This is a genomic window from Streptomyces hygroscopicus, from assembly GCF_026168105.1.
GTDB classification, from domain to species: Bacteria; Actinomycetota; Actinomycetes; order Streptomycetales; family Streptomycetaceae; genus Streptomyces; species Streptomyces hygroscopicus_D.
On the sequence record NZ_LBMW01000001.1, the window covers coordinates 351,931 to 377,510 of the forward strand.

Consider the following 25,580-nt stretch of genomic DNA (forward strand, 5'->3'; position numbering starts at 1 on the left):
CGCTCAGGCGCGGCGTCCCCACATGGTGACCATTCCGATTCCGAGGTCGTGGGTGGCCGGATCGGCGAGATAGGCCAGGGCCTCGTCGACCGTCCGGGATCCGAGCTCGTTCACCAGCGCGGGACGGGCGGCGTTCGCAGTGCTCATCCAGAACCGGGCCAGCGTTCCGCCTCCCTCGAGCACCGGGACATCGACCGCGAAACCGACCTGCGAGAACCCCAGGTCGACCATCGGCCGCGGATATCTCCGGCCCGCATTGAAATCGCTGCCGATCGTCCGCGCCCCAAGTTCGCTCGCCACTGCGGCGGTCTCCCGGTACGCCGCGCACGACGAGGTCGCCGGGCCCAGGTCCCAGGCGTCCGAGACGACCAGCCATCCCCCGGGTCGCACCCACTGCGCCATGCGCCTCAGCACCGCCTCCCGCTCGCGCAGGTGCATCAGGACGAACCGCGCGTGCACCAGGTCGTACTGGCCGGGTGCGAAGGCGGGATCGGTGATGTCGGCCTGGAACTCACGGAAACCGCGGCCGCCGAGGTTGCGGAGATCGATGTCCACCACGGCCGTTTCCGCACCGGAGGTGCTCATCAGCCACTGGGCGACCGTGCCCAGACCGGCTCCCACGTCGCAGCTTCGGAACCCTGGCCGGACGATGGGCCGCAGCCGTTCGAACGAATACGGGTCGAAGACCCCCGCCAGGGCCCCGAGACGATCCGCCTCGCCGGGGTCCTGATGCGAGTAGAGCCGGTCCCCGTACCGCTCCTCTCCTTGTGTCATGACGGGAATTGTTCGGCGCTGCCCAGGAGTCGCCGTCGACTATGACTGGACACCGCTCGACGACGGCTGGACACCGCGTCCACCTGGGTGCCTCGTCCTTGTACTGACCGGTCGGGCGCCGTCCCAGGAGGGGGCGGCTTCCGGGGTGACCAGGCGCCGGTGGGCACTGCCGGGAGCGGGCGTGTCCTGCGCCGCCCGAAGTGCGTTGCAGCAGGTCGCTGCCCGCGAAAGGCCGACGGGCGTATTGTCCGTATATGACTTTCGGGCGGTGCGGCTGGTGCGGTGCTGAGCTGCGGGAGCCGGTGCACTCGGGTTGCCGGTATTGCGGACCTGCTCATCTGCAAGAGGTCCGGCGGACGCGGCAGCGGCGGCGGCAGACAGCCCCTGGCCGGACCCCGTGGGGTCGACACGGCGCCGCGGCGACGGCGCCCGATCCGGCCGGGAAGCGGGTGCACTGCGCGGTACCTGCCGACCGACGCGCCAGGGCCGGTGCGGCGCGGATCGGAGCTGGTTTCGGTATCGGCACGGAGGCGACCCGTGGCCGCTTGGGGCACACGCGAGGCTCCGCCTCGGCTGCCGGGAGAGGCTGAGCGTCATGCCACGGCCCGGCGCAGCTGCCGCTGAAGGGGGACTGCAGCAGCTCGATGGCCTCGTCCACGACGTGATGCGGGACACGGGTGCCTCGATGGGCCTGGTGTTCCTGCTGCCACCGGGCGAGCGGATGTTGCAGCTCGCAGCGGTGTGCGGGGCTTCTCAGCAGCTCGCTGCCCCCTGGTCCCGGATCACGACCGACACCCGGGTCCCAGTGGCCGACGCGGTGCGGGAGCGGCGCCTGGTGTGGGTGGACAGCCAGGAGGCGATGGCCCGCTCCTACCCGCGGCTCAGGCTCGTACTGCCGTACGACTTCATGCTGGCCGCCGCTCCGATGACCGACACCGCCGTCTGGGGCGGGATCGTGCTCCTGTGGCCCGTCTGGCACCCGCCGCAGCTGAGCCCGCGCGAGCGTGACGCCATCGACGCCTTCTGCCGCCACGCGGCTGCGCTCCTGCAACGGGCCGCCGAACAGGGCCGGCCCCTGCTTCCCGGGCCCGAGCCTCGGGTGCTGCTTCCGCCCCGCACCCGGGCCCCACGACAGGCCGAGGCCCTGGCGGCGGTCGAGTTCGCCGAACGGCTGCCGATGGGCTGCTGCGCCCTGGACCTGGACGGCCGGATCACCTTCATCAACTCTGCCGCAGTCGATCTCGTGGGTGCTGGAGCCGCTGACCTGCTCGGCGCCCGGCCCTGGGAGGTGCTGCTGTGGATGCGGACCGCCGTCTTCGAAGACCACTACCGCTCTGCCGTGGTCAGCCGTCAGCCCACGTCCTTCACCGCACTGCGCCCACCGGAGCGGTGGCTGTCCTTCCAGCTCTACCCCGACGCCCGCGGTATCAGCGTGCACATCACTCCCGTCCGCCACGGACAGGAGGCGGAGACCACCCCCCGGAAACAGCCGCCGCCGACGGAGACGGTCGGGGCCGTCGCCCTCTACCACCTGATGCACCTGGCGGCCGCCCTCACCGAGGCGGTGGGGATGCGGGATGTGGCCGACCTGGCCGCCGACCAGCTCGTGCCCGCCTTCGGGCCCCAGGGCCTGGCCTTGATGATGACGGAGGACGGCCGACTGCGGATCATCGGCTATCGCGGCTACACCGCCGAGTTCATGAGCCGCTACGACGGTGCTCCGCTGAGCTCCGACACCCCGCCCGCGCACGCCCTGACCACCGGTGTGCCGAGCTTCTTCCCCTCCTTCGCCGACTTCCAGGACGCCTACCCCGAAGCCGTCCGCTACGGCGACAGGAACGCCTGGGCGTTCCTGCCGCTGATCACCTCCGGCCGCCCCGTCGGTGCCCTCGTCCTGTCCTACGACCACCCCCGGCCCTTCCCCCCGGCCGAGCGCACCCTCCTGACCTCACTGGCCGGCCTCATCGCCCAGGCCCTGGACCGCGCCCACCTGTACGACACCAAGCACGACCTCGCCCGCAGTCTCCAGGTGGGCCTGCTCCCCCAGGACCTGCCTCGCATCCACGGCCTGGACGTCGCTGCGCGCTACCTCCCCGCGGGCCACGGCATGGACGTCGGCGGCGACTTCTACGACCTCATCCGCTGCGACGAAACCTCCGCCGCCGCGGCGATCGGCGACGTTCAGGGCCACAACGTGACCGCCGCCGCCCTCATGGGCCAGGTCCGTACCGCCGTCCACGCCCACGCCGCCATCGGCACACCCCCCAGCGATGTCCTCGCCCGCACCAACCGCCTTCTGACCGAGCTGGACACGGGGTTGTTCACCAGCTGCCTGCTCGCCCACCTCGACCTCGCCCGTCACCGTGCCTCCCTGGCCAGTGCAGGCCATCCACCACCGTTGCTGCGCCACCCCGACGGCCACACCGAGGTCCTGCACCTGCCGCCCGGACTGCTGCTGGGCATCGACCCCGCCGCCGACTACCCGAGCACCGAGATCCCCCTGCCTCCGGGCGCCGTGCTCGCCCTGTACACCGACGGCCTCGTCGAATCCCCCGGCATGGACCTCGAGGACACCATCGACGACCTCGCCGACCGGCTCGCTCGGGCCCAGGACCGGAGCATGGACTCCCTGGCCGGCACCCTCGTCGACCACGCCAGAAAGTCCCCGTCCCGCAGCGACGACATCGCTCTGCTCCTCATCCACCCGCAGCGCGGTGACGGATGAAGTCAGCATCACCCACAGCCACGATTCATTACACATCGTAACGTTTGGCCTCATTTCTATCGGTCTCGCCCGCTTCGACTCCCAGGAGTGCACGGTGAACGGAATCCAGCCGGGAGCGCTGACGTTTGCACCCATATGAATGATCCGTCCGTTAATGACGATTTCTCCCCGATCGAGCGTGAGTCGGCGCGCGCGCTGCTGGCGGCCGACCGTGCCGGTACGCTCGCGCAGATCGCCGCGCTGAGCCGTGAATTCGACGGGATCGTCGAGGCGAATGCCCACGTGGCGATCGACGACGAACACGACCCGGAGGGTTCGAGCACCGCGTTCGAGCGAGCCCATGTAGCCGCATTGCTCGCGCAGGCGCGTGCGCATCTCGCCGATCTGGACGGGGCACTGGAACGTTTGGAACGAGGCGACTACGGACAGTGCCAGGGGTGCGGCGAGCCGATCCCGAGGGAGCGTCTCGAAGTGCGCCCGGCCGCGATCACCTGTGTGCGCTGCGCCGCGGCCGCCCCTCGTAGGGGTGGTACCACCGGCTAGTCGGCCTCGCCCTGAGTTCAGTTCGTCAGAAAGATGCGTCGAAATAGTCGATCTCGCTGATCTCGACTTCGAGGTTGTCGGCGCGGCGACCGCTGTCCTTGAAGTAGATCTCCTGGAGACCTTCGGCGACGATCTGACGCAACTGCCGGTCGTCCGCGCCCTGTTGACGAGCGTCGAAGAGGCGGCGCGCGTAGTCCGCCGGGAGGTGTACGGTCACGCGCCGCATCCGCGGGTCGTCGGTGGTGCCGATCGGCGCGGTGTAGCCGAATCTGGCCCGGGTCTCGATGGTGATGCCCGTGGCAGTGGCGGCCTGCTTCTGGCGTCGCTTGCGGACCAGAGGCTGCCACCGGGCCCGTACCGCGACATCGATCCGGTCGGCGATCTCCTTCGGCGGGTGCTTCCGCTCGCCCGTGAGGTAACGCTCCACCGACCGCTGGCTGACCCCGAGTTCCTGGGCGACGGCCCTGGTCGTCTTGAGCTGCTTCATCAGGAAGCCGATCCGGCCCTTGACGGTCTTGGGCGGCTCCCTGGTGAACGCCTCCTGGCCGGCACGCTCCAGGGCCTCGTCGATGTCCCCCATGCCCTGCTCACTTCCCTTCCGCCGTCAGGCATCCAGCCGCTCGGGGCCCACGAGCGGAGCCCTTCCTCGCGCGCCTCCCGCAGATCTTCGCAAAGGCTTCGCCGACCCTGTCCACGGACCCGTTTTGCTCCCTACTCGCCCAATTCCTACTCGCCTGCGCTCACGTGCCCCTATTCGCCCACGCTCCTTCTCGCCCACGCTCCTACTCGCCTTCGTCGAACGTGGCGTCGTGGCCGTCGCCCTTGATGTGGCGGGCCGGGTTGAGGCCCTTCTCCATCAGGTCGACCGCCCAGGCCATCTCCTGGACGCCTTCGACCTTCGCCAGCCCCGGATTGGGGCCGAGCCGGAACGCACCGGGCAGCGGCTTGCCGGAGGTGGTGTAGGGCAGGAAATCCAGCGGGCTGCGGCCGGGCGACGGGTAGACGACGCAGTCCGAGAGCACGGCGAGCGGGTACAGGCCGGTCGCCTCCGCGGTGCGGAGCATCTTGCGGTGCATGTTCACGCGAGCCTTGGAGATGACCGCCGCCCGGATGTCGGGGCGCCAGGTCGGGCGCTGAAGGGCCTGCCACCGCTCACCGTCGCGGTAGTGGCGGCCCTGCGGCCGCTCGCGCAGCTTGCCCACGCCGCCCTTCACCGTCGCCTTGATGGCGGCGAGCACGGCCGCCGGCCCCGGGTCGGTCCGTTTGTGCCGCTCCATCGCGGCGAGGAACCGTTCGTCCGTGAGGTCCTTGGTGACACCGAGGTCGGCCATGGTGTCGAGGTACGCGGTCTTGAGCCGGTCGTGCCACGGGTCCAGGTACGCGCCGGTCTCCCGCCGGAGGTAGGCCTCCAGCGGCCGGGCGTGGTAGCCGAGTTCCTCGGCGTAGGCGACGGTGTTGGTCTGGTACCAGGCGGGTCCCGTGGGGGGCTGCCCGGTCGGCGTGAACGGACTGGGGAGGCGGGGATCCAGCTCGATGTGGGAGAGGTCCACGAGCCAGGAGCCGGGGATCTTCTTGTCGAACCGCGGGCGCGCCACGTGTTCCGGGCCGGACAAGCCGACCACCAGGCGGCTCGCGGCCGCGAGGAAGGCGGTGTTGATGTCCAGGCCGATCGCCCAGGGCAGCAGGCACTCCTCATCGGACAGCAACTGCACGTCCCGCACCCACTGGTACGCCTCCTCGTCCAGGAAGCCGCCGGTCCAGCCCTTTGCGACGGGGTGTTCCTGCGGGGCTTCCGGCGGCGCGGGGTCGACCGGTTCGGTGCCCAGCGAGCCCGGGTTGTGCCCGGAGGCCCACTCCCCCGTGGCCGCGTCCCGTACGGCCCGGGTCGGCGGGCGGAGCGCCGTCATCAGCTCCAGCCCGGAGACGGCGGTGGAGCCGCGCGGGGTGATGACACGTTGGGCGTAGACACCCAGGACGTGGGCGAGTTCGGCGGGTTCCAGGTCGGCGGTGCCCGGCCAGGCCCTCGAGTCGAGCGCGCCCCAGGGGAGGATGGCCAGTTGAACGCACTGTCGCTGATTGGCCTGGGCCGGCCGATAGACCCGTGCCCACGGGCCGAACCCACGCTGTGTGAGCTTCCACTTCGCCCGGGCGATCTGTGCGACCACCGAGTGATCCTCCGGCAGCCGCAGACCCCGGCGGTCCTCCAGGCGCTCCGGCAGCCCCAGCTTGACGGCCGCCGACGCCGTCAGCACGACGAGCGGGTCGGCGTCCCGCCCGTGGCGGTGCAGCCGGGGGGCGCCGAGACCCGACTCGCGCAGCGTCCACTCCGCCAGTTCGGGGATCGTCGCGGCCGGGCAGTCCAGGACGATGCCGTCGCTGCCGTAGGCGGTGCCGTCGCCGTCCAGGACAGCCAGCGGCCCGTGCCGGTACGGGGCGGCGGCGTTCGGCACCGCGCGCTTCCTCGCGGGGCGCGACGCCGGACGCGCGGCGGCCTGCTCCGGCTGCCGGGCGACCGGAGCCGCGGGTGCGGGTGCGGGTGCGGCGGCAGCCTCGGGCGGTGTGGCGACCTGCTCCTGCGCGGGAAGGATGATCGGCTGCGGGATCGGCGAAGCCACGGCCGCGGGTGCGGCCGTGCCGGGCTTCGGGAACCTCTCGGCCCAGCCCTCCAGCAGCCGCTGGTAGGCCACCAGACGGGGCGGCCGGGGCTCGGAGCGTCCGTTCTCCCAGTTCTTCACGGTCTGGAGCGTCGTCTTCAAGGCCTGCGCCAGGCGCGACTGTGTGACGCCCGCGGCCTCGCGCAGTCGGGCCCGCTCCGCCGGCGGCGGCAACTGCGGCTCCTCCCGCAGCAGTGCGTCGACGGACGCGAACAGCTCTTCCTCGGTCGGCACGCGCTCACCTCCGCCCCGGACACTAGCAGTCCTCAACCCTCCCACCAGGCGGTTTTAACCCTTGCATTTAACCCTTTCGGATTAACCCCTCCGGCTCCCTCGATGCGGCGGCGGCACGACGACCGGCCAGGCATGTGAGTCGGAGGGCAGCGGCAGGCACTGCCCACGATCCGCGGACATCCGTGACCGGGCCACGCGCGCGCATTTGCCCGTAACATCCAGGGCAGCCTTCTGCCGGGAGCAGTGGCTGCAGCTTCACCGACCGCAGTTGAGGGGAAACGTGACCGAGACCGAGGGGTCAGCCGGCCCCGACCGGCTGGCGATCGTCCGTACCACCGTCGACGGCATTCGCGTCATCACGCTGCGCGGTGAGATCGACCACGACACCGCCGGCGGCCTTCGCCAGGCCCTGCTCCCGGGCGACGGCGCCGTCCCGCAGCGCACCGTGATAGACCTGAGCGCCGTCACCTTCATGGACTCCAGCGGCATCAACACCCTCATCACTGCTCACCGCGCCGCTCAGGGCGACCTCGGCTGGCTGCGGCTCGTCGGCCCCACCGAACCCGTACGGCGCGTGATGCAGATCGTCGGCCTCGACACCGTCATCGCCTGCTACCCGACTCTCCGCGAAGCCCTGAGCACCTGACCGCCGAACCGCCCTCGAGGCACACGGCGAGCCTCCGGCTTCTTCGCGGCGGATCGGACGCAGGTACGAGGCGGATCAGCGCAGGCACGGTTGCGCACACCGCCTGCTCCTCGCACCGGACATAACTGCCGTTCCCGGGCAGGCCGTTCGGGCTCTCTCAGCAGGAGGCCGCCGGGCGCGGCGGGTGCACAGACCTCGCGGGCGCACGGACCTCGACGCAGGGCATGGAGCCTCGAGGCAAGGCATGGAGCCTCAACGCCGGGCTTGGAAAATCAACGGTGGGCATGAAACCTCACGTGGCCGACGGCATACGCCCTGAGGCCACGGAGGCGAGGTGATGCCGCGTCACACGGCCGACCTCGTGCCAGAACGGCTTGGCGGTGAGGTAGGCGCCGAGCGCCGACAGGAACCCGAGGGAGACGTCGACACTGAGCCTGCCCTGCTCGGCCCAGTAGACGTCCTGCAGATCCAGCAGCAGGGCGAACTCGTCAAGGATCAAGGCTGTTCCGCACCCGTAGGCGACCGCGACGGCGGGATGCCCGACGGCCCGCTCGTCACCCCGCACGGCGATCAGGCCGAGGCCGGCAAGGGTGGCGATACCGAAGTTGTAGTGGTGCAGATGCTCGCCGCCGGCGGAGATGTTTCCCCAGGGCAGCCACCCGCCCCGGATGCCGTGCGTGATGACCCGCACCGTGCCGAAGGTGAGGCCGAAGGAGACCCACGTCACCAGCAACGACCGCTGCAGCGGCGTCAGATGACGGTCCGCCGCCTCACGCCACCGATGGACGAGCAGCGGCCCTTCCGGGCCGCTGCGACGCGCCGGTGCACATCCCATGGACCACCGACCTCCCACGCCCTTGGCGTGCGGTTGGGTGAGCGAAGGGACCCCCGGTCCGTTGACAGGTCAGCGGACCGTTGACAGGTCAGCGGACCGTTGACGGGTCAGCGCCGGGTGACCTTCATCAGCTTCGCGAACGAGGCCATGCACCGGGAGCAGTGACCTGCCCGTTCGGCGCCCGCCGCCTCGATGCGTTCAGCAAGCTGCTGCCCGCACAAGGTGGCGGTGGCCTGCTTGGCCATCACGTGCCACACCAACGCTTCGCCCGGTCCTTCAGGGCCCACGCACATCTCGTACATGATCGGCCTCCCGTGTTGGACGCCTTTCGTATCCAGGAGACCTCGAAGGAGCCGCTCGCACAGAACTACAGACGGCCGTTCGGGTGATGACGGCCGGTAAGGGGTCCGTGCTGCCATGTGCGGCAACGCGACTGTTGGAACGCTCGAAGCTGTCGGCGTCGGGGCAGGGCGATGTCCGATCCGGTCGCCGTCGCCGCCGTTCGCCTGCCCAGCGGTCGTCACCGCGGTCTGATCGAGCCGGGATACGACGCGTCCACCACAACGGTCGGTGTGCCGCGTACCCCTGCCTGCCGCCGTCCGCCGCAAAATGTCGCTCCTGCCCCGGCGGGCCGTCTCAGGCGCTGGTGGAGTGGGGGCGCCTGACCTTGGCCAGCAGGGCCTGGGGTGCGGGGTCGGCCTGGAGGCCGGGGAGCAGCAGCAGCCAGAAGTGCGCCAGACGGTCCTCGATCCGCTTGCGGTCGTCGAGGACGTCGGAGACGGTGTGCAACCCGAAGAACGCGGCGACCAGGGTGGGGGCGTCACGGCTGGGCTCCGCCTCGGGTGCGAGGTCTCCTTCGGCGTGCGCCCTGGCGAGCATCTGCTCGACCGTGGCGATCCAGTCGACGAACGGCGGAGGCATCTCGACCGGGATGGTTCTCCGCTCGGCCCAGAGACGGGCGCCCGCGCGGACGAGTACGTCGTCCCGGAACGCGCGGGCCACCGTGAAGCTCAGGCGTACCAGCTTCTCGAGGGTCGGTTCGGATGTGGCTTCATGGTGCGCGATCATGGCGGGCCAGGACGCGAAATGTGCTTGTACCACGGCCAGGGCGAGCTGTTCCTTGTTGGTGTAATGGAAGTAGATCGCTCCGCTGGTGCGGCCGGACCGTTCGCTGATGTCACTGATACTGGTCGCCGCGTATCCCCGTTCGAAGAACAGATGAGCCGCCGCCTGCAGTACGACTTTGCGGGTTTCTTCCGCCCGATCCTGCACGTGTGTTCCCTTGTTCGTCGGTGGGCCGCGAGGAGGAATGTAGCCGCCCTGCTGCACACGCACGAGGACCGCGCATGCGAAACGAGCAATAGTCTTATTAGCTGTATTTTATGGACTCTGGGCGGCGACTGTGGAAGTCGCAGAAATCAATTACCGGGTCTGTCCGCGGCTCTTCCGCCGCCCGTCTTTCGTCCTTGAGCTGGTCCAGGACCGTGGAGCGTGAGTTGGTGCACCGGACCTCCGTGGCCGAGGTGCTGCTGACCGACGTTCGCGCCCGTGGTGCCCGGCACTTCTGCGCCGCAGCCGCATGGACCCGCTCGCATCCCACGTTCCCCCGAGGGCGTGACGACCGGCACAGCCCCTGGATGGTCGTCGAGACGCTGCGTCAGCTCGGCATCTATGTGCCGCTGCGCCACTTCGATGTGCCGCCCACGGCCCGCTTCTTGATCACGGACGTGTCCTTCGACCTCGATGTGACGGCGGAACCCAGGGCACCCCACGGCGCCAGCGAGATCACCTGTCTGGCATCGGTGCAGGACGTGCGCACGGACCCGGGCGCGACCATGGTGACCGGGCTGCGCATGCGGGTGGACTTCCTGGCCGGGAGCCGAAGGTTCGCGCAGGCGGCAGGCGGAGCGCGGTTCCTCGACGCCGGGCGGTACGCGGCGCTTCGGCCCCCAACTGCCCTGACCGTGGCGGCGGGCCGGGGCCCACGGCCGGAACCGGCCTTGCTGGGGCTGGAGTCGAGGTCGGACGTGGTCATCTCCCTCGGGGAGGACGGACTTCTGGTGGATCCCGCCGACCCGCGCCACCCCTTCTTCTTCGACCACGGTACGGACCATGTCCCCGGCATGGCCCTGCTGGAGGCGGCGCGGCAGGCGGTCGCCCTGCGCAGCGGGGGTCGGTTGATCCGGCCGGTCTCCTGTCGCATGACGGCCCTGCGGTTCACCGAACACGCACCGCCCGCCGTCATTCGTTGTTCCCAGTACGGCCGGACCTGCTTCTTCCATTTCCAGCAGGGCGGCGAACAGACGGCCGAGGGCGCCCTGCGTTATCGCTGAGTTGTCACCCACACGTGGGTATTGCGGTGGCAAATCACCACCAGTCCCCGGATAGAGCGTAGCGTTCATTATGTTTCTGGTTCCGGACGCGCTCGGGACCACCGCAGTAGGCGGTGTGCGACCACTGCATACGTGAATCGGCCATGTTCGGCCTTCGATTCGCGCTTTCCCTAAGTGAAGGAAGCCAGCAGACGCACCGGAACCCCTGACCGGCGGATCGTGCCGCCTTTCCGGCAGTTCCGCCCTGCACCAGAACGGCAAACACATGACAGCCCATCGCATTTTCGACTGGACACCACAAGCCGTTGTGTTCGACTGCGACGGCACACTGGTGGACTCCGAACGGCACTGGGAGCAGGCACGCGACATCGTGCTGCGCGAGCATGGGGTCGCTGTCGACCCGGGGTTCGCGGAACGCAGCAAAGGCCTGCACTACACCGAGTGCGGAGCCCTGATGGCGCGCCTCGCGGGCAGACCGGATGCCCGCGAGGAGATGACCGAGCAACTCCTCGCGCGGTTCCGTGACCTCGTCGCCCAACGCCCCGTGGCCGTGCGCGGTGCACAGGCCCTCGTGACGAGCCTGAGTCGGCGCGCACCGCTGGCCGTGGCCAGCAACTGCCCCGCGGACGTGGTGGAGTTCTGCCTGCGGTCCGTGGGTCTGAGACACCACTTCCGGCATGTGGTCGTGCCGGAGACGGGGGTACGTCCGAAGCCGCTGCCCGACCCCTATGTCGAGGCCGCGCGGCGTCTCGGCGTGGACTGCGGCAGTGCCCTGGCCGTGGAGGACTCCATCAACGGCATCAAGGCCGCCGTCGGCGCGGGACTGCGGGTGATCGGGGTCGGCCGACAGCCCAGCCGAGAGGCCGTCGCCCTCGTGGATCTGTGGGTGGAGGCGCTGGACGACCCGAGACTGATGGCCTGGGCGGAGAACCGGCCCGCCACAGCCCGCCGGGTGAAGGCCGAGCACACCGGCGCCTCCTCAGCACACCCGATGGTCCCCAGGCAGGGCAGCCGGGCCCAGACCGGCAGCCGGGCCCAGACCGGCAGCCGAGCCGTTCCCTGACCGTACCGTCCCCCGCGTCAGGCGCGCCGAGGCGGCGGGCGGGCGGAAGCACCCACGTCCTGCATGACGACGTACACATCCGCTTCTGCCCGCCATGACAGGGCACGCATCTTCCGTCCGCCATGACAGGGCACGCATCGCCCCTGTCCGCCGCGGCGGATTCGCCGAGTCGGCTCCTGCTCTTGGTCGTGGGCTTGCTCCCGCTACCAGTAGTGCCGTCGACCGCCGACCGCGTGTCCGAGGGAGCCGAGAAGGAAGAGGACGGCCCCGACGACGAGCAGGATGATCCCGATCGTCCACAGGATGGAGATATTCGCGACGAAGCCGACGACGAGCAGGATGATCCCCAGAATGACCATGGTGCCCTCCTGACGATGTCTCTCTTGGTGGTTGATGGCCGCTCAGCTGGTGAGCGAACAGTCGGTGAGTGATGGTGACGAATCGATGCCGGGCGACCCCTGTCAGGCTCCGGCACCGTGCGGCTGACCGCGGTCGGAAAGCAGTTCCTCGAACAGCGCGCGGTAGTGGACCATGGCGTTCCGCAGCTGCTCGGTGGTCACCTTCCGCTGCGGGCCGAGTTCCTCGATTCCATGGGCCGCCCGGTAGTGCTCCAAGGTCTGGCCGTGCTCCACGGACAGGTCCTTCAGCCGTTCCTCGTAGCCCTCCGTCGGGTAGCCCCGCTCGTGCATCAAGGAGGTCACCAGACGGTCGGCGTCGTGCACAGCATCCTCGGGCCGGTCCACGAACTCCTCCTGCACGCTGCTCCAGTCCCGGGTGTACCGGTCCCGGACGCTGCTGGACAGTGGCTTGATGTCCAGTTCCTCATGCCGCTTCTCACGGGCCATGAGCTCGCGCTCGGCCGCCCTGCGGCCACCGGCTTCCTCCACCGTCCGCTCGTACTCCGGCCCGAAGCGGTTCCGTAGGCGGCGGCGCCGCATGAGGAGGGCAGACCCTACTGCGATCAAGGCAATCACCAACACGACGGGAATGATGATCGCCAGAAGTGTTCCGCTTGCCATCGGGCCTTTACTCCTTAAGTTCTGCCCGATAAATCCTATTTTGGGAGTTCCCGGCCGGAGGTGCCTCAAACCAACGCCCGGGACGGGTGCGGCGGCGTACCGTACACACACCGAATCCGGGGTGTGACCCGAGCCCGGCCGGGCGAGGAGTCCCGCTCGGACCGGCTGAGCCACACCGAGGTGCCGAGCGAGGACGGCCACCGGGTCGGGAACGTACGGGGTCGCCAGGTCGAGCACGGTGTGCAGCTGCACGGGCCTCGGTCGTGGACCGGGACGGCGGCGAGGAAACAGGCGAGGTGGTCAACCGTGACCACGGGCACGAACGTACGCCGGCTGCCCGTGAGGCAGGACGTCGTCCGTTGCGCCGGGGCCGAGGCCCGGGGTGGCGATGACGGCCTCGACCGTGCTGAGGGGGCGGTCGTCGGCGCCACGCGAGCGGAGCCACTGCCGGAGCTCGCCGCCCCGTCGGCCGTCGCCCCGGACGGCGCCGCCGGGCCACGCCCCCGTGTATGCCCAGTAGTTGTACGGCCCGCTGGTCGCCGGAGCCCACTCGGTCCGCTTCACCGGCGTGTACCGTGCGCTCCATGAACGGGAGACGGAGGGCGGGTTGGACGTCGTACGCGACGTGCGGTCGAGCGCACCGTCGAACTCACCGGCGCCTGCGTCGGCTTCCGGCTCAACGGGGACGAAGGAGAACTCTCATGCCACTGGAACCGCGCCGTCGACCGGGCGGGTCGCGCCGGTTGACCGAGACCGTGGGCGGCGTGGCGGATCTCCGCGGGGACACGGCCGATGTGAACCGTCAGGCAGCCCTGTGAACGGCCTCGGGATACGGGCCGCGCATCGCCCCTGCACCCTGGTGGTGTGTCGGGGCTGCTGCTGCGGCAACCCGCGCAAGCTCCCCGGCACCGACCACGCCTGGCAACTCGACCGGCTGCGGGCCGCCGCGACGGACTCGGGGGGCCGCTTTGCGGTCCGTACGACGGACTGCCTCGGCCCCTGCGACCAGGCCAACGTCATCGTCGTCCAGCCCTCCACGGCCGGGCGCCGGGCGGGCGGGCGCGCTGTCTGGATCGGCTTCGCGATGGACGACGACAGCACGGACGACCTGCTGCGGTGGGCGTCAGCAGGTGGCCCGGGCATCGCCGAGCCGCCGGTCGCCCTGGAATTGCAGTTCATCCGCCCACCGCGGGGCCCCCGCGCCCGTGCACGCCGGTGAAGACGACGCTCCCGGCCCTGCCCGGCCCCCGGTGACCTGGTCGTCGAAGGCCGGGGAGAGCCGCGTCCTGCTCCGCCCTTTGCTGCATCCCTGCGAGGAACCCACCCCGCCGACGACCGCAGAGATCATGGTTCGAAGGTCAGCCGTCCGCGTGGGGGCCGGGCTCCTCGGTGACCTCCGGCAGGGCCTGTTCGGCCCAGATCACCTTGCCCTGGGGCGTGTACCTGGTGCCCCAGCGCTCGGCAATCTGCGACACCAGGAACAGGCCCCGCCCTCCCTCGTCGGTCGTGGCGGCGTACCGCAGATGCGGCGAGGTGCTGCTGCCGTCGGCCACCTCGCAGATCAGCGAGCGGTCGCGGATCAGCCGTACGTGGATCGGTTCGGAGCCGTAGCGGATGGCGTTGGTGACGAGCTCGCTCAGGACGAGTTCCATGCTGAAGCCGAGCTCGGACAGACCCCACTCGTCGAGTTTCTCGGACACGGCGACGCGCATCGCGCCGACGGCGGCCGGGTCGAGCGGCACGTCCCAGTCGGCGATCCGGTCCGGCGACAGCGTCCGGGCGCGGGCGATGAGCAGGGCGACGTCGTCCTTGGGCCGCTCGGGCAGCAGCTCCCTCAGCACGGCCTGGCAGCTCTCCTCCGGCGTCCGGTCGGGATGGCCCGCCAGAGCTTCGCGGAGCATCTCCATGCCCACGTCCAGGTCCCGCCTGCGGTCCTCGATGAGGCCGTCGGTGTAGAGGACGAGCTGGGTACCCTCCTCGATATCGACTTCGCCGGTCTGGAACGGCATGCCGCCGAGACCGAGCGGCGGCCCGGTCGGCAGATCGGGGAAGGTGACGGTGCCGTCGGGGCGGACCAGCGCGGGAGCCAGGTGCCCCGCCCGCGCCATGGTGCAACGGCGCGACACCGGATCGTAGATGGCGTACAGGCAGGTGGCGCCCACGACGCCGGCGGCCGCATCCGTGCCTCCCTCGTCCTGGTCGATACGGCCGACCAGGTCGTCCAGATGGCTCAGGAGTTCGTCGGGCGGCAGGTCGAGGGTGGAGAAATTGTGCACCGCGGTCCGCAGCCGCCCCATCGTGGCGGCTGCGTGGAGGCCGTGGCCGACCACGTCCCCGACGGCGAGCGCCACCCGGCTCCCCGGCAGGGGAATCACGTCGAACCAGTCCCCGCTGACGCCCGACTGGGCGGGCAGATAGCGGTAGCAGACGTCGAAGGCGCTCTGCTCGGGCAGGGCCCGCGGAAGCAGGCTGCGCTGGAGGGTGACCGCCAAGGCGTGCTCTCGGGTGTACCGGCGGGCGTTGTCGATGCTGACCGCGGCCCGGGCCACCAGCTCCTCGGCCAGCGACAGCTCCTCCTCGTCGAAGGCGTCGTGCTGCTTGGCGCGCCAGAAGTTGGCCATGCCCAGCACCACACCGCGGGCCTGGATGGGAGCGGCGATGAGGGAGTGGATGCCGTAGTCCATGATCTTCTTGGTGCGCGGCGGGTCCTGGGCGTGCCAGCCCGTGGCCGTCGACAGGTCGGTCACCAGCTCGGCCCGGCCGGTGCCGTAGCCCCGCGCCTGGGGCGTGGACGGCAGAAAGTCGATCAGCCGGCCCTTTTCGTAGAGCGGATGGTCGTCCCGGATCCCATGCACGGCGGTGCGCCGCATGTCCGTCGCCGTGGGAGCCGGTTCCTCTCCGTGCAGCACGGCGTCGGCCAGGTCCACGGTGACGAAGTCGGCGAAGCGTGGGACGGCGACCTGCGCCAGCTCCTCGGCGGTGCGGGCCACGTCGAGGGTGGTCCCGATGCCCAGTCCTGCGTCGTACAGGAGCTTGAGCCGCTCACGTGCGACCTCCGCCCTGCCGGACACCGCCTGCAGTTCGGTGGAGTCGCGCAGCGTCACCACGGTTCCCTTGGGGCCTCCGTCGCGGTCCGTCGGGCGCTGGTTGACCGCCAGCAGCCGTTCCCCGGCGAGGTGCACCTCGTCGGTGGCCTCGCGCCCGGAGACGAGCAGCGCCACGGTCTCGGGGTCGAGGTCCGTCAACTGCGTCACATGCCGCCCCTCGGCGTCCGGGGGCAGCTCCAGCAGCCGTCTGGCCTCGTCGTTCGCCAGCAGCAGCCGGCCGCCTTCACCGACGATGAGTACGCCCTCGCGCACCGAGTGCAGCACCGCATCGTGGTGCTCGTACATGCGGGTCATCTCGGCAGGGGCGAGCCTGTGGGTCTGCCGTTGCAGACGCCGGCCCACCAGTGCCGTCCCACCGGTGGACACCACGAGCGCACCGGCCCCGGCGGCCAGGATGAGCGGGATCTGCTTGTCCACCTGAGTGGTGACGTTCTTGACCTTCAACCCGGCTGAGACAAGGGCGACTATCTTGCCGCTGGAATTCCTGATGGGGACGGTGGCCTGCACCTCGCGGCCGAGCGGTCCGTGCACGCTTTCGGTGTAGACGCGTCCCGCCAGCGACGGCCCGATGGTGCCCACGAACCGCTTTCCGATCCTGCTCGGAATGGGGTGGGTGTACCGGATGCCCTTCGTGTCCATGACCACGATGAAGTCGACTCCCGCGGCCCTGCGTCCCGCCTCCGTGAGTGGCTGGAGCTCTTTCGTGGGGTGGGGGGTTTGCAGAGCCGCGATGATGCCAGGGGAGTGCGCGAAGGTCTGTGCGACGGCGATGGAACGGCGCTTGGCCTCGGCGTTGGTGTCCCGTTCCGACTGCAGGACGAGGGCGAAGACGGCGCAGGCCACGAGCACCACGACCAGCGCCGCCTGCAGCACGAACACCTGCCCGGCAACGCTTCGCGGGCTCTTGCCCACCAGTGACCGAAGCCTGGCGAAACGGTTCGCCATGGGACATTTCTAGCACAGTGATCCCGAGGGGCCATGGCGTGGACCGAGAGGTGGTGCCCACCGGCTGTTCTTTCGCCCCGTGAATCACATCAGCCACGTTCGCCATCCGTCGTCACAGGGGTACGCCGCAACCAGGGGCCGCTAGGGTGACCCGTCGTGGATCATGACCTGGAAGTAGACGGCGGCTTGGAAGTGGTCGGTGGCCCGGAAGTAGCTGGTGTCTTGGAAGTGGTCGGTGGCTTGGGAGATCAGATGGTCGCGATCCCGTCTGGGCAGGTGACGCTGTCCGACCGCCGGACGTGGCGCAGCTGGCAGGTCGACGTCGCCTCGTTCCAGATGGCGGCATTCCCGGTCACGCAGTCCTGGTACGCACAGGTCATGGGGCTGCGGCCGAGCACCGCCCAGGGCGGCCGGTTGCCTGTCGAGGGTGTGTCGTGGTGGGACGCGGCCCGGTTCTGCAACGCACTGTCCCGACGCGAGGGCCTGACACCCGCGTATCGCCTCCGTACCGACGCCGAGGTGGCCGAGTGGGACGACCTTGCCGACGGTTACCGGCTTCCGACCGAGGCCGAGTGGGAGCATGCGTGTCGGGCCGGGACCGCCGGCCCGCGTTACGGCCCGCTCGACGAGATCTGCTGGTACAGGGGGAACGCGGACGGCCGGATCCACGCCGTGGGCGGCAAGCGGCCGAACGCATGGGGCCTCTACGACATGCTCGGCAACGTGTGGGACTGGTGCTGGGACGTCTACGACGCCGAGGTGTACGGCACCTACCGGGTGCTGCGGGGCGGCGGATGGTGCGATGAGCACTGGAGTTGCCGGGCTTCGGTGCGGCGCCGCAGCCACCCGACCTTCCGGATCGACGACGTGGGCTTCCGCGTCGCGCGCTCCGTATCGTCACCGTCTGCCCGGTCGTGACGCCCGCTCGTTCGGCTCCTTCGGCTCCTTCCGTCCTTTCGTTTCCGTCCTTCGGCTCGTTCCGTCCTTTCGTTTCCGTCCTTCGGCTCCTTCCGTTCTTTCGTTTCCGTCCTTCGGCTCCTTCAGTTCCCTTGGTTCGCGGTTCCTCCGGCTCCTTCGGCTCCTTCGGCTCCTTCGGCTCCTTCGGCTCCTTCGGCCCGGCATTCGGCATCGGACGGCTCGGCCCCGTCCCGGGGCTCACCGGGAAGGCGGTTTGCCGCGAGTGCCGCGGTGTCGTCGTCCAGGTTGGCGCCGCTGAAGGCGAGGAGATCCTCGTGCAGCCGGTCGAGCAGTTCGCGGGGAGGCAGGCCGGCCCACTGCCGGATGCGCTCGGTCAGTGGGTAGAAGGTTCCGGTGCGGTCCCGTGTCTCGGTCACGCCGTCCGTGTACAGCAGCAGGAGGTCGCCGGGGCGGAACGGCCGCTCGTCGACGTGGTACTCGTCCCCGAACAGGACGCCGAGGTTGAGGGGCAGTGAGGGATCCGTCGAGTTCATCTCCTTCACCGACCCGTCTCGGTCGATGAGCAGGGGTGGGGGGTGGCCGCAGTTGACGATGCGGACCACGGGTTGCCGGTCGGGAATCTCGGCGAACACGGCGGTGACGAACCGTTCCGCCACCTCACTGCCCGGAAGCTCCGCCGCCCTGCGGGCCATGCTCCTCTCGACGCGGCGCGCCACGGCGGCCAGATCGGGCTCGTCGTAGGCGGCCTCGCGGAAGCCGCCGAGCATCGTCGCGGCCGTTTCGACCGCGACCAGACCCTTGCCCCGGACGTCGCCGATGAGCAGACGCACTCCGTACACGGTTGGCACCGCCTCGTACAGGTCGCCACCGATGCGTGCCTCCGCGGCGGCGGACAGGTACAGGGTCTCGACGCAGACCTGGCCGAGGCGGCGGGGCACCGGGCGCAGCAGCACGCGCTGTGCGGTCTCCGCCACGGAGCGCACGGTGGCAAGGGTGCGTTCCCGGCGAACGCGGTGGGAGGCCAGGATCGTGCCGAGGACACCGACCAGCACGGTGGAGATATAGGTGGCGACGTAGTGGCGCTCCCCCACGTAGCCGACGGAACGCCCCGCGCAGCACGGTGTGCCGGCCAGGACCGCTTCGAACGCGACGGCGAACACCGTGATCGCGGCGACGGTACGGGCGCCGTGGGTGTAGGCGGCGACCACGGGGAGTGCGATGAGCAGGAAACTGACCGGCCACTGCACGGGTGTGATCGGTTCGAGCACCAGGATCACGCCGACGTAGATGGCGGGAAGCCAGCGCATCCACAGCGCCGGCGCGGGGATCTGCAGGCTCGTGCTGCCCGACTGGGCTGCGCCGCGCCCCACGGCCTCGCGACGGCCGTGCCGGTCCCGGTGGATCCACTCACGCGGCCTGTACACGAGAACTCCTGGCAGGGATCGGAACAACCGGCCCGATGCGGCTCAACAGCTCAACCCGACCATGGTTCCGGCAAAGGCATGTCAGGATCTTTGCGGCAATCCCATGTTGGATAAACGGGCCGAATAAGGGAATTTCCTCCTAAGGTAGGCAACTCCTTTCAGGAGAGGAGACGACAGCGATGTCGTATCCGCAGCGGTCCACCGGCATGGGAACGCATCCCGATCTGGCAGAGATGCGGGAGCGGCTCGAACGGACGGCCTCAAGCAGCGGGGCCATCGTCATCGAAGGACTGATCGTCCTGGCGGGCGTCTACGCCGCGATATCACCCTGGGTCGTGCACTTCTCGGCGACTGCGCCCAACCTCACCGTCAACAACCTGATCGTCGGCGTCACCACGGGCCTGATCGGGCTCGGACTGACCGTGGCCCCGGAGCGCATGCTGCGCCTGGCCTGGGTGGTCGCACCGCTCGGTCTGTGGCTCCTCATCTCGCCGTGGGTGGTCACCACCACCCATAGCGCAGGAGCCGGGATCATCTGGAACAACTGCGTCCTGGGCGCGGTGACGCTCCTGCTGGGCCTGGCCGCGATGGGCCTGACCATCGGGGTCACCCGTCGCGCCCCTCGGTGAGACCGGCGACGCACCCCCGGCGGGACCGGCGACGCACCCCCGGCGGGACCGGCGGCGCACCCATCTGACGCCGGTGGCCCACCCATCGGTGACGCCGACGGCCCACCGGCATCACGGTCCTGCGGCTCGGGCCTCGGGCGTCTCGAGGAGCTCCAGCACGCGGGACAGCACGTCCACCCGCTGGAGCGTGCATCCCTGAGCAATCCGGCGTTCCCGGTCGGGACCGGCTGCAGTGAGCCGCTCCAGGGAGCCGAGCAGGCCCTCCTCGTCCGCGGCGAAGTCCGAGAGGCCCAGCTCGGCCATTCGCCGCACTCCTTCCGCGCCGTGCCCCGGCAGAGGGCGGTATCCCACCACGGGCAGTCCGGCGGCGAGGGCCTGTACGGCGGTCTGCCCGGCGGCGTTGTCGACCAGTGCACCCGCCGCGCGCATCAGGCCGGGCATGTCGGCGACCCAGCCGAGCGCGAAGACGCCCGGGACCCTGGACAGGCGTCTGTGGAGCCGCTCGTTGCGCCCGCACAGCACGAGTGGCAGATAGCCGTGCGCGGACAGCAGCCCGGCGGTCGCAGCGAGGCGGGAGCCCGCTCCCCAGGCACCAGCGGAGAGGAGCACAGGGGGGCACCCAGGTGCGCGCCGGGTGAAGCACTCTGACCACTGCGCCGACCGGGGGGACGGGGCGAAGAACTCGGGTGCCACGACCGGACCGGTGGCTTCGGCCGGTGTGGCGATGTCCTGGCGCACCTCTCGCACGGCCTCGTCCGTGAGACAGAAGTATCTGTCGTTGCCCGGGTGCAGCCACTGACGGTGCACGGCGAAGTCGATCAGGAAGACCGCGCTCGGCACCTCCAGTCGCCCCAGAGACCTGAGGTGGCCGGTCAGCTGCGCGCCGAGGTGGAAGACGGGGAGCACGACGTCCGCGCCCGTGCGGTCCACCAGTTTCCCCAGGCGGTCGCCGGCGAGTCCGGCCAGCGGAACACCGCTCGGACGGCGACCCGCCCCTCGGCGCAGGAACGCGTCGTAGAGAGCGGCGTACGCCCACGGAAAATGCCGTACCGATGCCCGGTAACAGCGGCGCAGGCCGCCGCCCAGGCCGTACGGCAGCAGCCCGAGGACGTCCACGACGTGCGCGTCATGGCCGCGCTCCCCCGCACGGCGGACCAGCTCGGCGGCCACGGTGTCATGGCCGGAACCCATGCTGGCGCTGAGGATCAGGATCCGCCGGCGGCCCGCGGACCGTCCGGCGGGGCCGACAGAACCGACAGATTCAGCCATGGCTCACAGGGGCGTTTCACGGGTCACGGACGGCCTGGACGCGATGACGGAAAGACGCGGATCGCCAGCCGTCCCCCGAGACGTCGCGACCGCTCGCGTCGCCTGCCGTCGAGACGCAGGGGAAAATGTACGCATTGGTACCGATTGTCCCCTGCCGCGCTTTCCAAAACGTCACCCGCCCGTCCGGTGCCCGCCGTCGCAGCCGAGGTCAGCCGACATGTCTCATGCTCCCTCCCGTGCTGGATCCGCCTCCGTCCCTTCCTCTGACGCGCCGCCCACGGACTCCGACCCTCCCCCGGACGCGGCGTCCACGGACGCCAGTCCCTCGCTTCGCAGCACCGGGGACACGGCGGTTCACGGGGGTACGGCGCTCGTGACCGGCGCTTCCTCGGGCATCGGTGCCGCCGTCGCCCGTCGGCTGGCCGCCGAGGGCGACTGGCGCCTGGTGCTGAACGGACGGGACGCGGCTCGACTGGCGCGTATCGCGGTCGAGGCCCCAGCCACCGTCTTCCCCGCGGATCTCACCCGTCCGGGTGCCGACCGGCAGCTGGCCGAGTTCGCCCTCGACCACCTCGGCCGGGTGGACCTGCTGGTGGCCTGCGCCGGCATCGGCTGGGCCGGTGACTTCAGTGCCATGCCCGCACATGCCATCGACGAGGTGATGGACGTCGATGTGCTCGCCACGATGCACCTCGTACGGCGTCTGCTCCCCCACATGGTCGAAGCCGGCGCCGGGCGTGTGGTGATCATCGGATCCTTCGCGGGCGCCGTCGGCGTGCGCGGCGAGGCCGTGTACTCCGCCGCCAAGGCGGCGCTCGCCACGTTCGCCGACGCCCTGCGCTACGAACTGCGCGGCACCGGCGTGGGTGTCACCCATGTCGTCCCCGGCGTGGTGGACACCCCGTTCTTCGAGCGTCGGGGCGTGCCCTACCGCCGGTCGAGGCCGAAGCCGGTGCCTCCCGAGCGCGTGGCGGACGCCGTCTGGACCGCCATCTCCCGGGGGCGCGACGAGATCTACGTTCCCGGCTGGCTGCGCCTGCCCGCGCGGGTGCGCGGCGCTGCGCCGGGTCTGTACCGGCGGCTCGCCGCCAGATTCGGATGAGTGGCGGTTGAGCGCCCTCACCATCGGGCTCGCCCTGCTGGCCGCGCTCGCCAACGCTTCGGCGTCCGTTCTGCAGCGGCGAGCGGCGACGGACGAACCCGAAAGCGGCCACGGGGTGCGTCAGGCGGTGCGGTGGCTCGCGCGTGTGCTGCGGCGGCCGCACTGGCTGGCGGGTACCGGCCTGCTCGTGCTGTCGACCGTGCTGCAGGCGTCCGCCCTGGCCGTGGGCAGCCTGTCCGTCGTGCAGCCGCTGCTGGCCAGTGAGCTGCTGTTCACCCTGGCCGTCGGCAGTGTGGTCTTCCGCCGCCGCCCCGACAGCCGCACTTGGCTGGCGTTCACAGCCCTTGCTGTGGGCCTGGCCCTCTTCCTGGGGATGGCCGCGCCGTCCGCGGGCCGGCCCACGGTCCTGCCCGGGCGCTGGCCGGCGGCCGGAGCGGCGGTGCTGGGCGTCGTCGTCCTGCTCGTGGCCACGGCGCGCGGGGTGAAGGGGGCGCCGCGCGCCGTGCTGCTCGGGCTGTCGTCCGCCGTGTCGTTCGCCGCGACGGCGGCGCTGATGAAGGAGGTCATGGGACGGCTCAGTAGCGGTGTGGCCACCGTCTTCACGCAATGGCCGCCGTACGTCGCCGTCAGCACCGGAGCGGTCGGCTTCCTGCTGTTGCAGAGTGCTTTCCGCGCCGGGAGCCTGACGGCGTCCCAGCCGGCTCTCACCCTCGGTGACGCCGTGACCAGTGTGGCGCTTGGGTGGGCGCTGTTCGACGAGCGCATCGCCCTCGGGGTGCGCGTGGTGCCCGAGGTGATAGGGATCTTGCTCATCGGGGCGGGCAGCATCGGACTGGCGAGCGCGACATCGGGCGGCGCTGCGTGGGACACGGCGCCGGGAGGGCGGAACGGATCGGACCCCGGCGCCCAGGAGCGGGCGCCGCAGCGGTCGTGAAACGGTGGCGCGGCGGTCGTGAGCCGGTGCTGTACGGGCGCCACGACGGCGCGTAGCAGGGCATCCTCACGGCCGGCCGCAGTCCGGCCCTCCGGGAGCGCACGGCCGCGTCGGGCCCACGCTGTCGGCGGCGTCAGGGCGCGACCTCGTCCACGTGAAACGGTGGCGCGGCGGTCGTGAGCCGGTGCTGTACGGGCGCCACGACGGCGCGTAGCAGGGCATCCTCACGGCCGGCCGCAGTCCGGCCCTCCGGGAGCGCACGGCCGCGTCGGGCCCACGCTGTCGGCGGCGTCAGGGCGCGACCTCGTCCAGGAGATGGGGCCCGTTGTTCCGGACGCTGTTGACGGCTGTCGAGACCGGCCGGGCGTCCAGGTGACCGTCCGCAGGCGGGGTCAGCAGGGCGCGGAGCCGGTCAGGGTCCTGGCGGCGTGGGTCGAGCCAGGCGTCGTAGTGCTCGGGGTGGAGGGCGAGCGGCATGCGCGGGTGGACACGGCCGGCCGCGTCGGTGGCCTCGGTGGTGATGATGGTGCAGGTCATCAGCCACGCGGCGGGATCGTCGTCGGGGCCGACCGCGGGGTCGCGCCAGTACTCGTACAGCCCGGCGAGGGCCAGTACCTGCCCGTCGGCGGGATGGATGAAGTAGGGCTGCTTGCGGGCCTTGCCCTGCTCGGGACGCGCGATCTGCTGCCACTCGTAGAACCCGTCAGCCGGCAGCAGACAGCGGCGTTGGACGAAGGCGCGTCGGAAGGCGGGCTTCTCATGCACCGTCTCCACCCGTGCGTTGATCATCTTCGCGCCGATCGTCGTGTCCTTCGCCCAGGACGGGACCAGACCCCAGCGCAGCGGACGCAACTGCCGCCGTGCGGAAACCTCGTGGTCCGCACCACGCGGTGTGCGCTCGAGGACGGCCCACACGTCGTCGGTCGGGGCGACGTTCCAGTTCGGCGTCAACGTCTCCTCGGGCCGCCAGTCGGTGACACGGAAGAACCGGGCCAAGTCCGCGGGGCTGCGGGTGGAGACGTATCGGCCGCACATACCGCCACTGTGCCATGGCGCCCGGAGCCACGGCCCGCTCACCACCGCGGGGGAAGCTCCGTCGGCGGCGACCGCACCCGGGGGGCCGCAGGCGCCGCTCCCCGTACCCGGCTCGGCCCCACGGTGGTGAGCAGCGGAACAGGGTTTTTCCGCGGATCCTGGAAAGGTGACACGTCAGGCCACCCCGCAAGATCCGGATGCCGGGCGACCGGTCGACATCGCCCGGCCCGACTACACGGGCGCAGTTTACGGCTCGCTCCTGGCCGCCTCGGTCGTCGCCGGGACCAGCGCGGTCGGCCCCTACCCGCGTGTGGACCTCGTGCTGCTCCTGCTCAGCACCGGCGTGGTGTTCTGGGCCGCGCACGCCTACTCCGACTTCGTCGGCGACCGCCTGCTGCACAAGCCCCTCACCTGGGCGGAGGTCCGCCATGTCTGCGCCCGTCAGTGGCCTATCGCGCAGGCCTCCGTCCTGCCGGCCACCTCTGTGGCCCTCAGTCCGCTCCTGGGCCTGGGGCTGGTGGGAGCCGCCTGGCTGGCGCTCGGCATCTCCCTGGCCCAGCAGGTGTTCTGGGCCGGCACCGCGGCACGGCGGGCCGGTGCCTCCGCCCTCGTGGTGGTGTCCGTCAGCGCCGTCAACCTCGCGCTCGGCCTGGCCATCGTGGTCGCCAAGGTGGCGATCCAGCACTGATCACATTCACGCCTCCTCGATCGGGCGGTTCCTGTACTCCGACTCGCCGGTCCTCGGATGCCTCGTCCAACCGACCGCCGTAACCATGGACGCGTGGTCGTGGTCCCGGGCTGGGTTTGGCGAAGGGGTCCGGTGCTAAGAGGCCTGAGCATCGGACTTCCCGTCGGTGTCCTCTTCGGCGCGTTGGTGCTCGCCGAATCGGGATCAGGGCTGGGCGCGGCCCTGGTGGTCCTGGTGCTGAGCCCCTTCTACGGGATCAGGGGTGCCCGCCGGATGAGCAGAGCCTGGCCCGGAGCAAAGGGTCTGGCCCCCGCGGACCGGGGGGCGGTGGTGCGCGCGACCCGCTGCGGTGAGGACGTGGGCGAGGCCCGGCTGGCGTCGGCTGTCCTCGAGTACGGCGGCGGACTGCGCAGTGCCTCGGAACAGGGCCGCCTCTTCCCCTGGGTGGTCCTGCTCTTTTCCGTACTGGCCGTGGCTCTCGCGCTGAGCGACACCTTCACGGGCTCGACCCGCCAGGCCCTGGTGTCGTGGCTGGTGGTCGCGTTGTTCCTCCTGGAACTGACCTGGTGGCCCAGGAAGCAGGCGCGCGTGATGGCCAACGCGCAACGGGCGGAGCGGTTGGCCCGGCAGTCCCTGCGCGAGAGGTCGCTCGGCTGAACGACACCCACGATGGTCCGCTCGCCGGGGAGCGCAGCTGGTGCCG

At 70.6% G+C, this 25,580-nt stretch carries 25 protein-coding genes; 12 read left to right on the plus strand and 13 right to left on the minus strand.

Going from position 1 to position 25,580, the window contains the following annotated elements; all coding sequences use genetic code 11:
• Nucleotides 1–3: 3 nt before the first annotated feature.
• Complete coding sequence (locus tag AAW14_RS01585) at nt 4–774, minus strand: class I SAM-dependent methyltransferase (protein WP_265558961.1); 771 nt, start codon at nt 772–774, stop codon at nt 4–6.
• A gap of 595 nt (nt 775–1,369) precedes the next feature.
• Here AAW14_RS01585 and AAW14_RS01590 point away from each other — a divergent pair.
• A complete protein-coding gene (locus AAW14_RS01590; RefSeq protein WP_265558963.1) occupies nt 1,370–3,499 on the plus strand; it encodes a SpoIIE family protein phosphatase in 2,130 nt (709 codons plus the stop codon).
• 135 nt (nt 3,500–3,634) lie between these two features.
• Nucleotides 3,635–4,042, plus strand: coding sequence for a TraR/DksA family transcriptional regulator (locus AAW14_RS01595; protein ID WP_265558965.1), 408 nt, complete (start codon nt 3,635–3,637; stop codon nt 4,040–4,042).
• Between the two features lie 25 nt (nt 4,043–4,067).
• Here AAW14_RS01595 and tpg read toward each other — a convergent pair whose 3' ends face one another.
• On the minus strand, nt 4,068–4,622 hold the full coding sequence (gene tpg, locus AAW14_RS01600) for a telomere-protecting terminal protein Tpg (RefSeq protein WP_265558968.1): 555 nt from the start codon (nt 4,620–4,622) through the stop codon (nt 4,068–4,070).
• Nucleotides 4,623–4,824: 202 nt separating this feature from the next.
• Entirely contained in the window at nt 4,825–6,930 is a 2,106-nt protein-coding gene (gene tap, locus AAW14_RS01605) for a telomere-associated protein Tap (protein WP_265558971.1), read from the minus strand.
• Nucleotides 6,931–7,210: 280 nt separating this feature from the next.
• Between tap and AAW14_RS01610 the strand changes: the two genes are divergently transcribed.
• On the plus strand, nt 7,211–7,576 hold the full coding sequence (locus AAW14_RS01610; RefSeq protein ID WP_265558973.1) for an STAS domain-containing protein: 366 nt from the start codon (nt 7,211–7,213) through the stop codon (nt 7,574–7,576).
• Nucleotides 7,577–7,868: 292 nt separating this feature from the next.
• Here the strand turns inward: AAW14_RS01610 and AAW14_RS01615 are convergent, their stop codons facing one another.
• From AAW14_RS01615 to AAW14_RS01625, 3 genes are all read right to left on the minus strand, one after another.
• On the minus strand, nt 7,869–8,411 hold the full coding sequence (locus AAW14_RS01615; protein ID WP_265558974.1) for a hypothetical protein: 543 nt from the start codon (nt 8,409–8,411) through the stop codon (nt 7,869–7,871).
• 107 nt (nt 8,412–8,518) lie between these two features.
• Nucleotides 8,519–8,713, minus strand: a complete 195-nt coding sequence (locus tag AAW14_RS01620) for a hypothetical protein (protein WP_265558976.1) — start codon at nt 8,711–8,713, stop codon at nt 8,519–8,521.
• Nucleotides 8,714–9,047: 334 nt separating this feature from the next.
• Entirely contained in the window at nt 9,048–9,683 is a 636-nt protein-coding gene (locus AAW14_RS01625; RefSeq protein WP_265558978.1) for a ScbR family autoregulator-binding transcription factor, read from the minus strand.
• Between the two features lie 194 nt (nt 9,684–9,877).
• Here AAW14_RS01625 and AAW14_RS01630 point away from each other — a divergent pair, with 194 nt between their 5' ends.
• Together AAW14_RS01630 and AAW14_RS01635 are read left to right on the plus strand one after the other, a co-directional pair.
• Nucleotides 9,878–10,744, plus strand: a complete 867-nt coding sequence (locus AAW14_RS01630) for a ScbA/BarX family gamma-butyrolactone biosynthesis protein (protein WP_265558980.1) — start codon at nt 9,878–9,880, stop codon at nt 10,742–10,744.
• A gap of 265 nt (nt 10,745–11,009) precedes the next feature.
• Nucleotides 11,010–11,807, plus strand: coding sequence for an HAD family hydrolase (locus AAW14_RS01635; RefSeq protein ID WP_265558982.1), 798 nt, complete (start codon nt 11,010–11,012; stop codon nt 11,805–11,807).
• 203 nt (nt 11,808–12,010) lie between these two features.
• Here AAW14_RS01635 and AAW14_RS01640 read toward each other — a convergent pair whose 3' ends face one another.
• From AAW14_RS01640 to AAW14_RS01650, 3 genes are all read right to left on the minus strand, one after another.
• Nucleotides 12,011–12,166, minus strand: coding sequence for a DUF6131 family protein (locus AAW14_RS01640; RefSeq protein ID WP_265558984.1), 156 nt, complete (start codon nt 12,164–12,166; stop codon nt 12,011–12,013).
• Between the two features lie 102 nt (nt 12,167–12,268).
• Entirely contained in the window at nt 12,269–12,826 is a 558-nt protein-coding gene (locus AAW14_RS01645) for a hypothetical protein (protein ID WP_265558986.1), read from the minus strand.
• Nucleotides 12,827–13,126: 300 nt separating this feature from the next.
• Nucleotides 13,127–13,390: a hypothetical protein gene (locus AAW14_RS01650; RefSeq protein ID WP_265558988.1), complete on the minus strand. Its 264-nt coding sequence runs from the start codon at nt 13,388–13,390 to the stop codon at nt 13,127–13,129.
• 250 nt (nt 13,391–13,640) lie between these two features.
• Here AAW14_RS01650 and AAW14_RS01655 point away from each other — a divergent pair, with 250 nt between their 5' ends.
• Nucleotides 13,641–14,045, plus strand: a complete 405-nt coding sequence (locus AAW14_RS01655) for a (2Fe-2S) ferredoxin domain-containing protein (protein WP_265558990.1) — start codon at nt 13,641–13,643, stop codon at nt 14,043–14,045.
• A gap of 139 nt (nt 14,046–14,184) precedes the next feature.
• Here AAW14_RS01655 and AAW14_RS01660 read toward each other — a convergent pair whose 3' ends face one another.
• On the minus strand, nt 14,185–16,878 hold the full coding sequence (locus AAW14_RS01660; RefSeq protein WP_265558994.1) for a SpoIIE family protein phosphatase: 2,694 nt from the start codon (nt 16,876–16,878) through the stop codon (nt 14,185–14,187).
• Between the two features lie 252 nt (nt 16,879–17,130).
• Here AAW14_RS01660 and AAW14_RS01665 point away from each other — a divergent pair, with 252 nt between their 5' ends.
• Nucleotides 17,131–17,796 carry a formylglycine-generating enzyme family protein gene (locus AAW14_RS01665; protein ID WP_265558996.1) on the plus strand — a complete coding sequence of 222 codons (666 nt, stop codon included), beginning with the start codon at nt 17,131–17,133 and terminating at the stop codon, nt 17,794–17,796.
• A 122-nt stretch (nt 17,797–17,918) separates the two neighbouring features.
• Here AAW14_RS01665 and AAW14_RS01670 read toward each other — a convergent pair whose 3' ends face one another.
• Nucleotides 17,919–19,220 carry a PP2C family protein-serine/threonine phosphatase gene (locus AAW14_RS01670; RefSeq protein ID WP_265558998.1) on the minus strand — a complete coding sequence of 434 codons (1,302 nt, stop codon included), beginning with the start codon at nt 19,218–19,220 and terminating at the stop codon, nt 17,919–17,921.
• A gap of 179 nt (nt 19,221–19,399) precedes the next feature.
• Here AAW14_RS01670 and AAW14_RS01675 point away from each other — a divergent pair, with 179 nt between their 5' ends.
• The gene (locus tag AAW14_RS01675) at nt 19,400–19,849 is read left to right on the plus strand and encodes an SPW repeat protein (protein ID WP_265559000.1); all 450 of its coding nucleotides are present in this window, start codon (nt 19,400–19,402) and stop codon (nt 19,847–19,849) included.
• A gap of 111 nt (nt 19,850–19,960) precedes the next feature.
• Here AAW14_RS01675 and AAW14_RS01680 read toward each other — a convergent pair whose 3' ends face one another.
• Nucleotides 19,961–21,118 carry an MGDG synthase family glycosyltransferase gene (locus AAW14_RS01680; protein WP_416223231.1) on the minus strand — a complete coding sequence of 386 codons (1,158 nt, stop codon included), beginning with the start codon at nt 21,116–21,118 and terminating at the stop codon, nt 19,961–19,963.
• A 217-nt stretch (nt 21,119–21,335) separates the two neighbouring features.
• On the opposite strand from AAW14_RS01680, the gene AAW14_RS01685 reads away from it, so the two are divergent.
• A complete protein-coding gene (locus AAW14_RS01685) occupies nt 21,336–22,220 on the plus strand; it encodes an SDR family NAD(P)-dependent oxidoreductase (protein ID WP_265559002.1) in 885 nt (294 codons plus the stop codon).
• Between the two features lie 7 nt (nt 22,221–22,227).
• Nucleotides 22,228–23,154, plus strand: coding sequence for a DMT family transporter (locus tag AAW14_RS01690; protein WP_265559004.1), 927 nt, complete (start codon nt 22,228–22,230; stop codon nt 23,152–23,154).
• A 291-nt stretch (nt 23,155–23,445) separates the two neighbouring features.
• Here the strand turns inward: AAW14_RS01690 and AAW14_RS01695 are convergent, their stop codons facing one another.
• Nucleotides 23,446–24,189: an SOS response-associated peptidase gene (locus AAW14_RS01695; RefSeq protein WP_265559006.1), complete on the minus strand. Its 744-nt coding sequence runs from the start codon at nt 24,187–24,189 to the stop codon at nt 23,446–23,448.
• Nucleotides 24,190–24,355: 166 nt separating this feature from the next.
• On the opposite strand from AAW14_RS01695, the gene AAW14_RS01700 reads away from it, so the two are divergent.
• On the plus strand, nt 24,356–24,877 hold the full coding sequence (locus AAW14_RS01700; protein WP_265559008.1) for a hypothetical protein: 522 nt from the start codon (nt 24,356–24,358) through the stop codon (nt 24,875–24,877).
• Nucleotides 24,878–25,009: 132 nt separating this feature from the next.
• Complete coding sequence (locus AAW14_RS01705; RefSeq protein ID WP_265559010.1) at nt 25,010–25,534, plus strand: hypothetical protein; 525 nt, start codon at nt 25,010–25,012, stop codon at nt 25,532–25,534.
• Nucleotides 25,535–25,580: the final 46 nt, after the last annotated feature.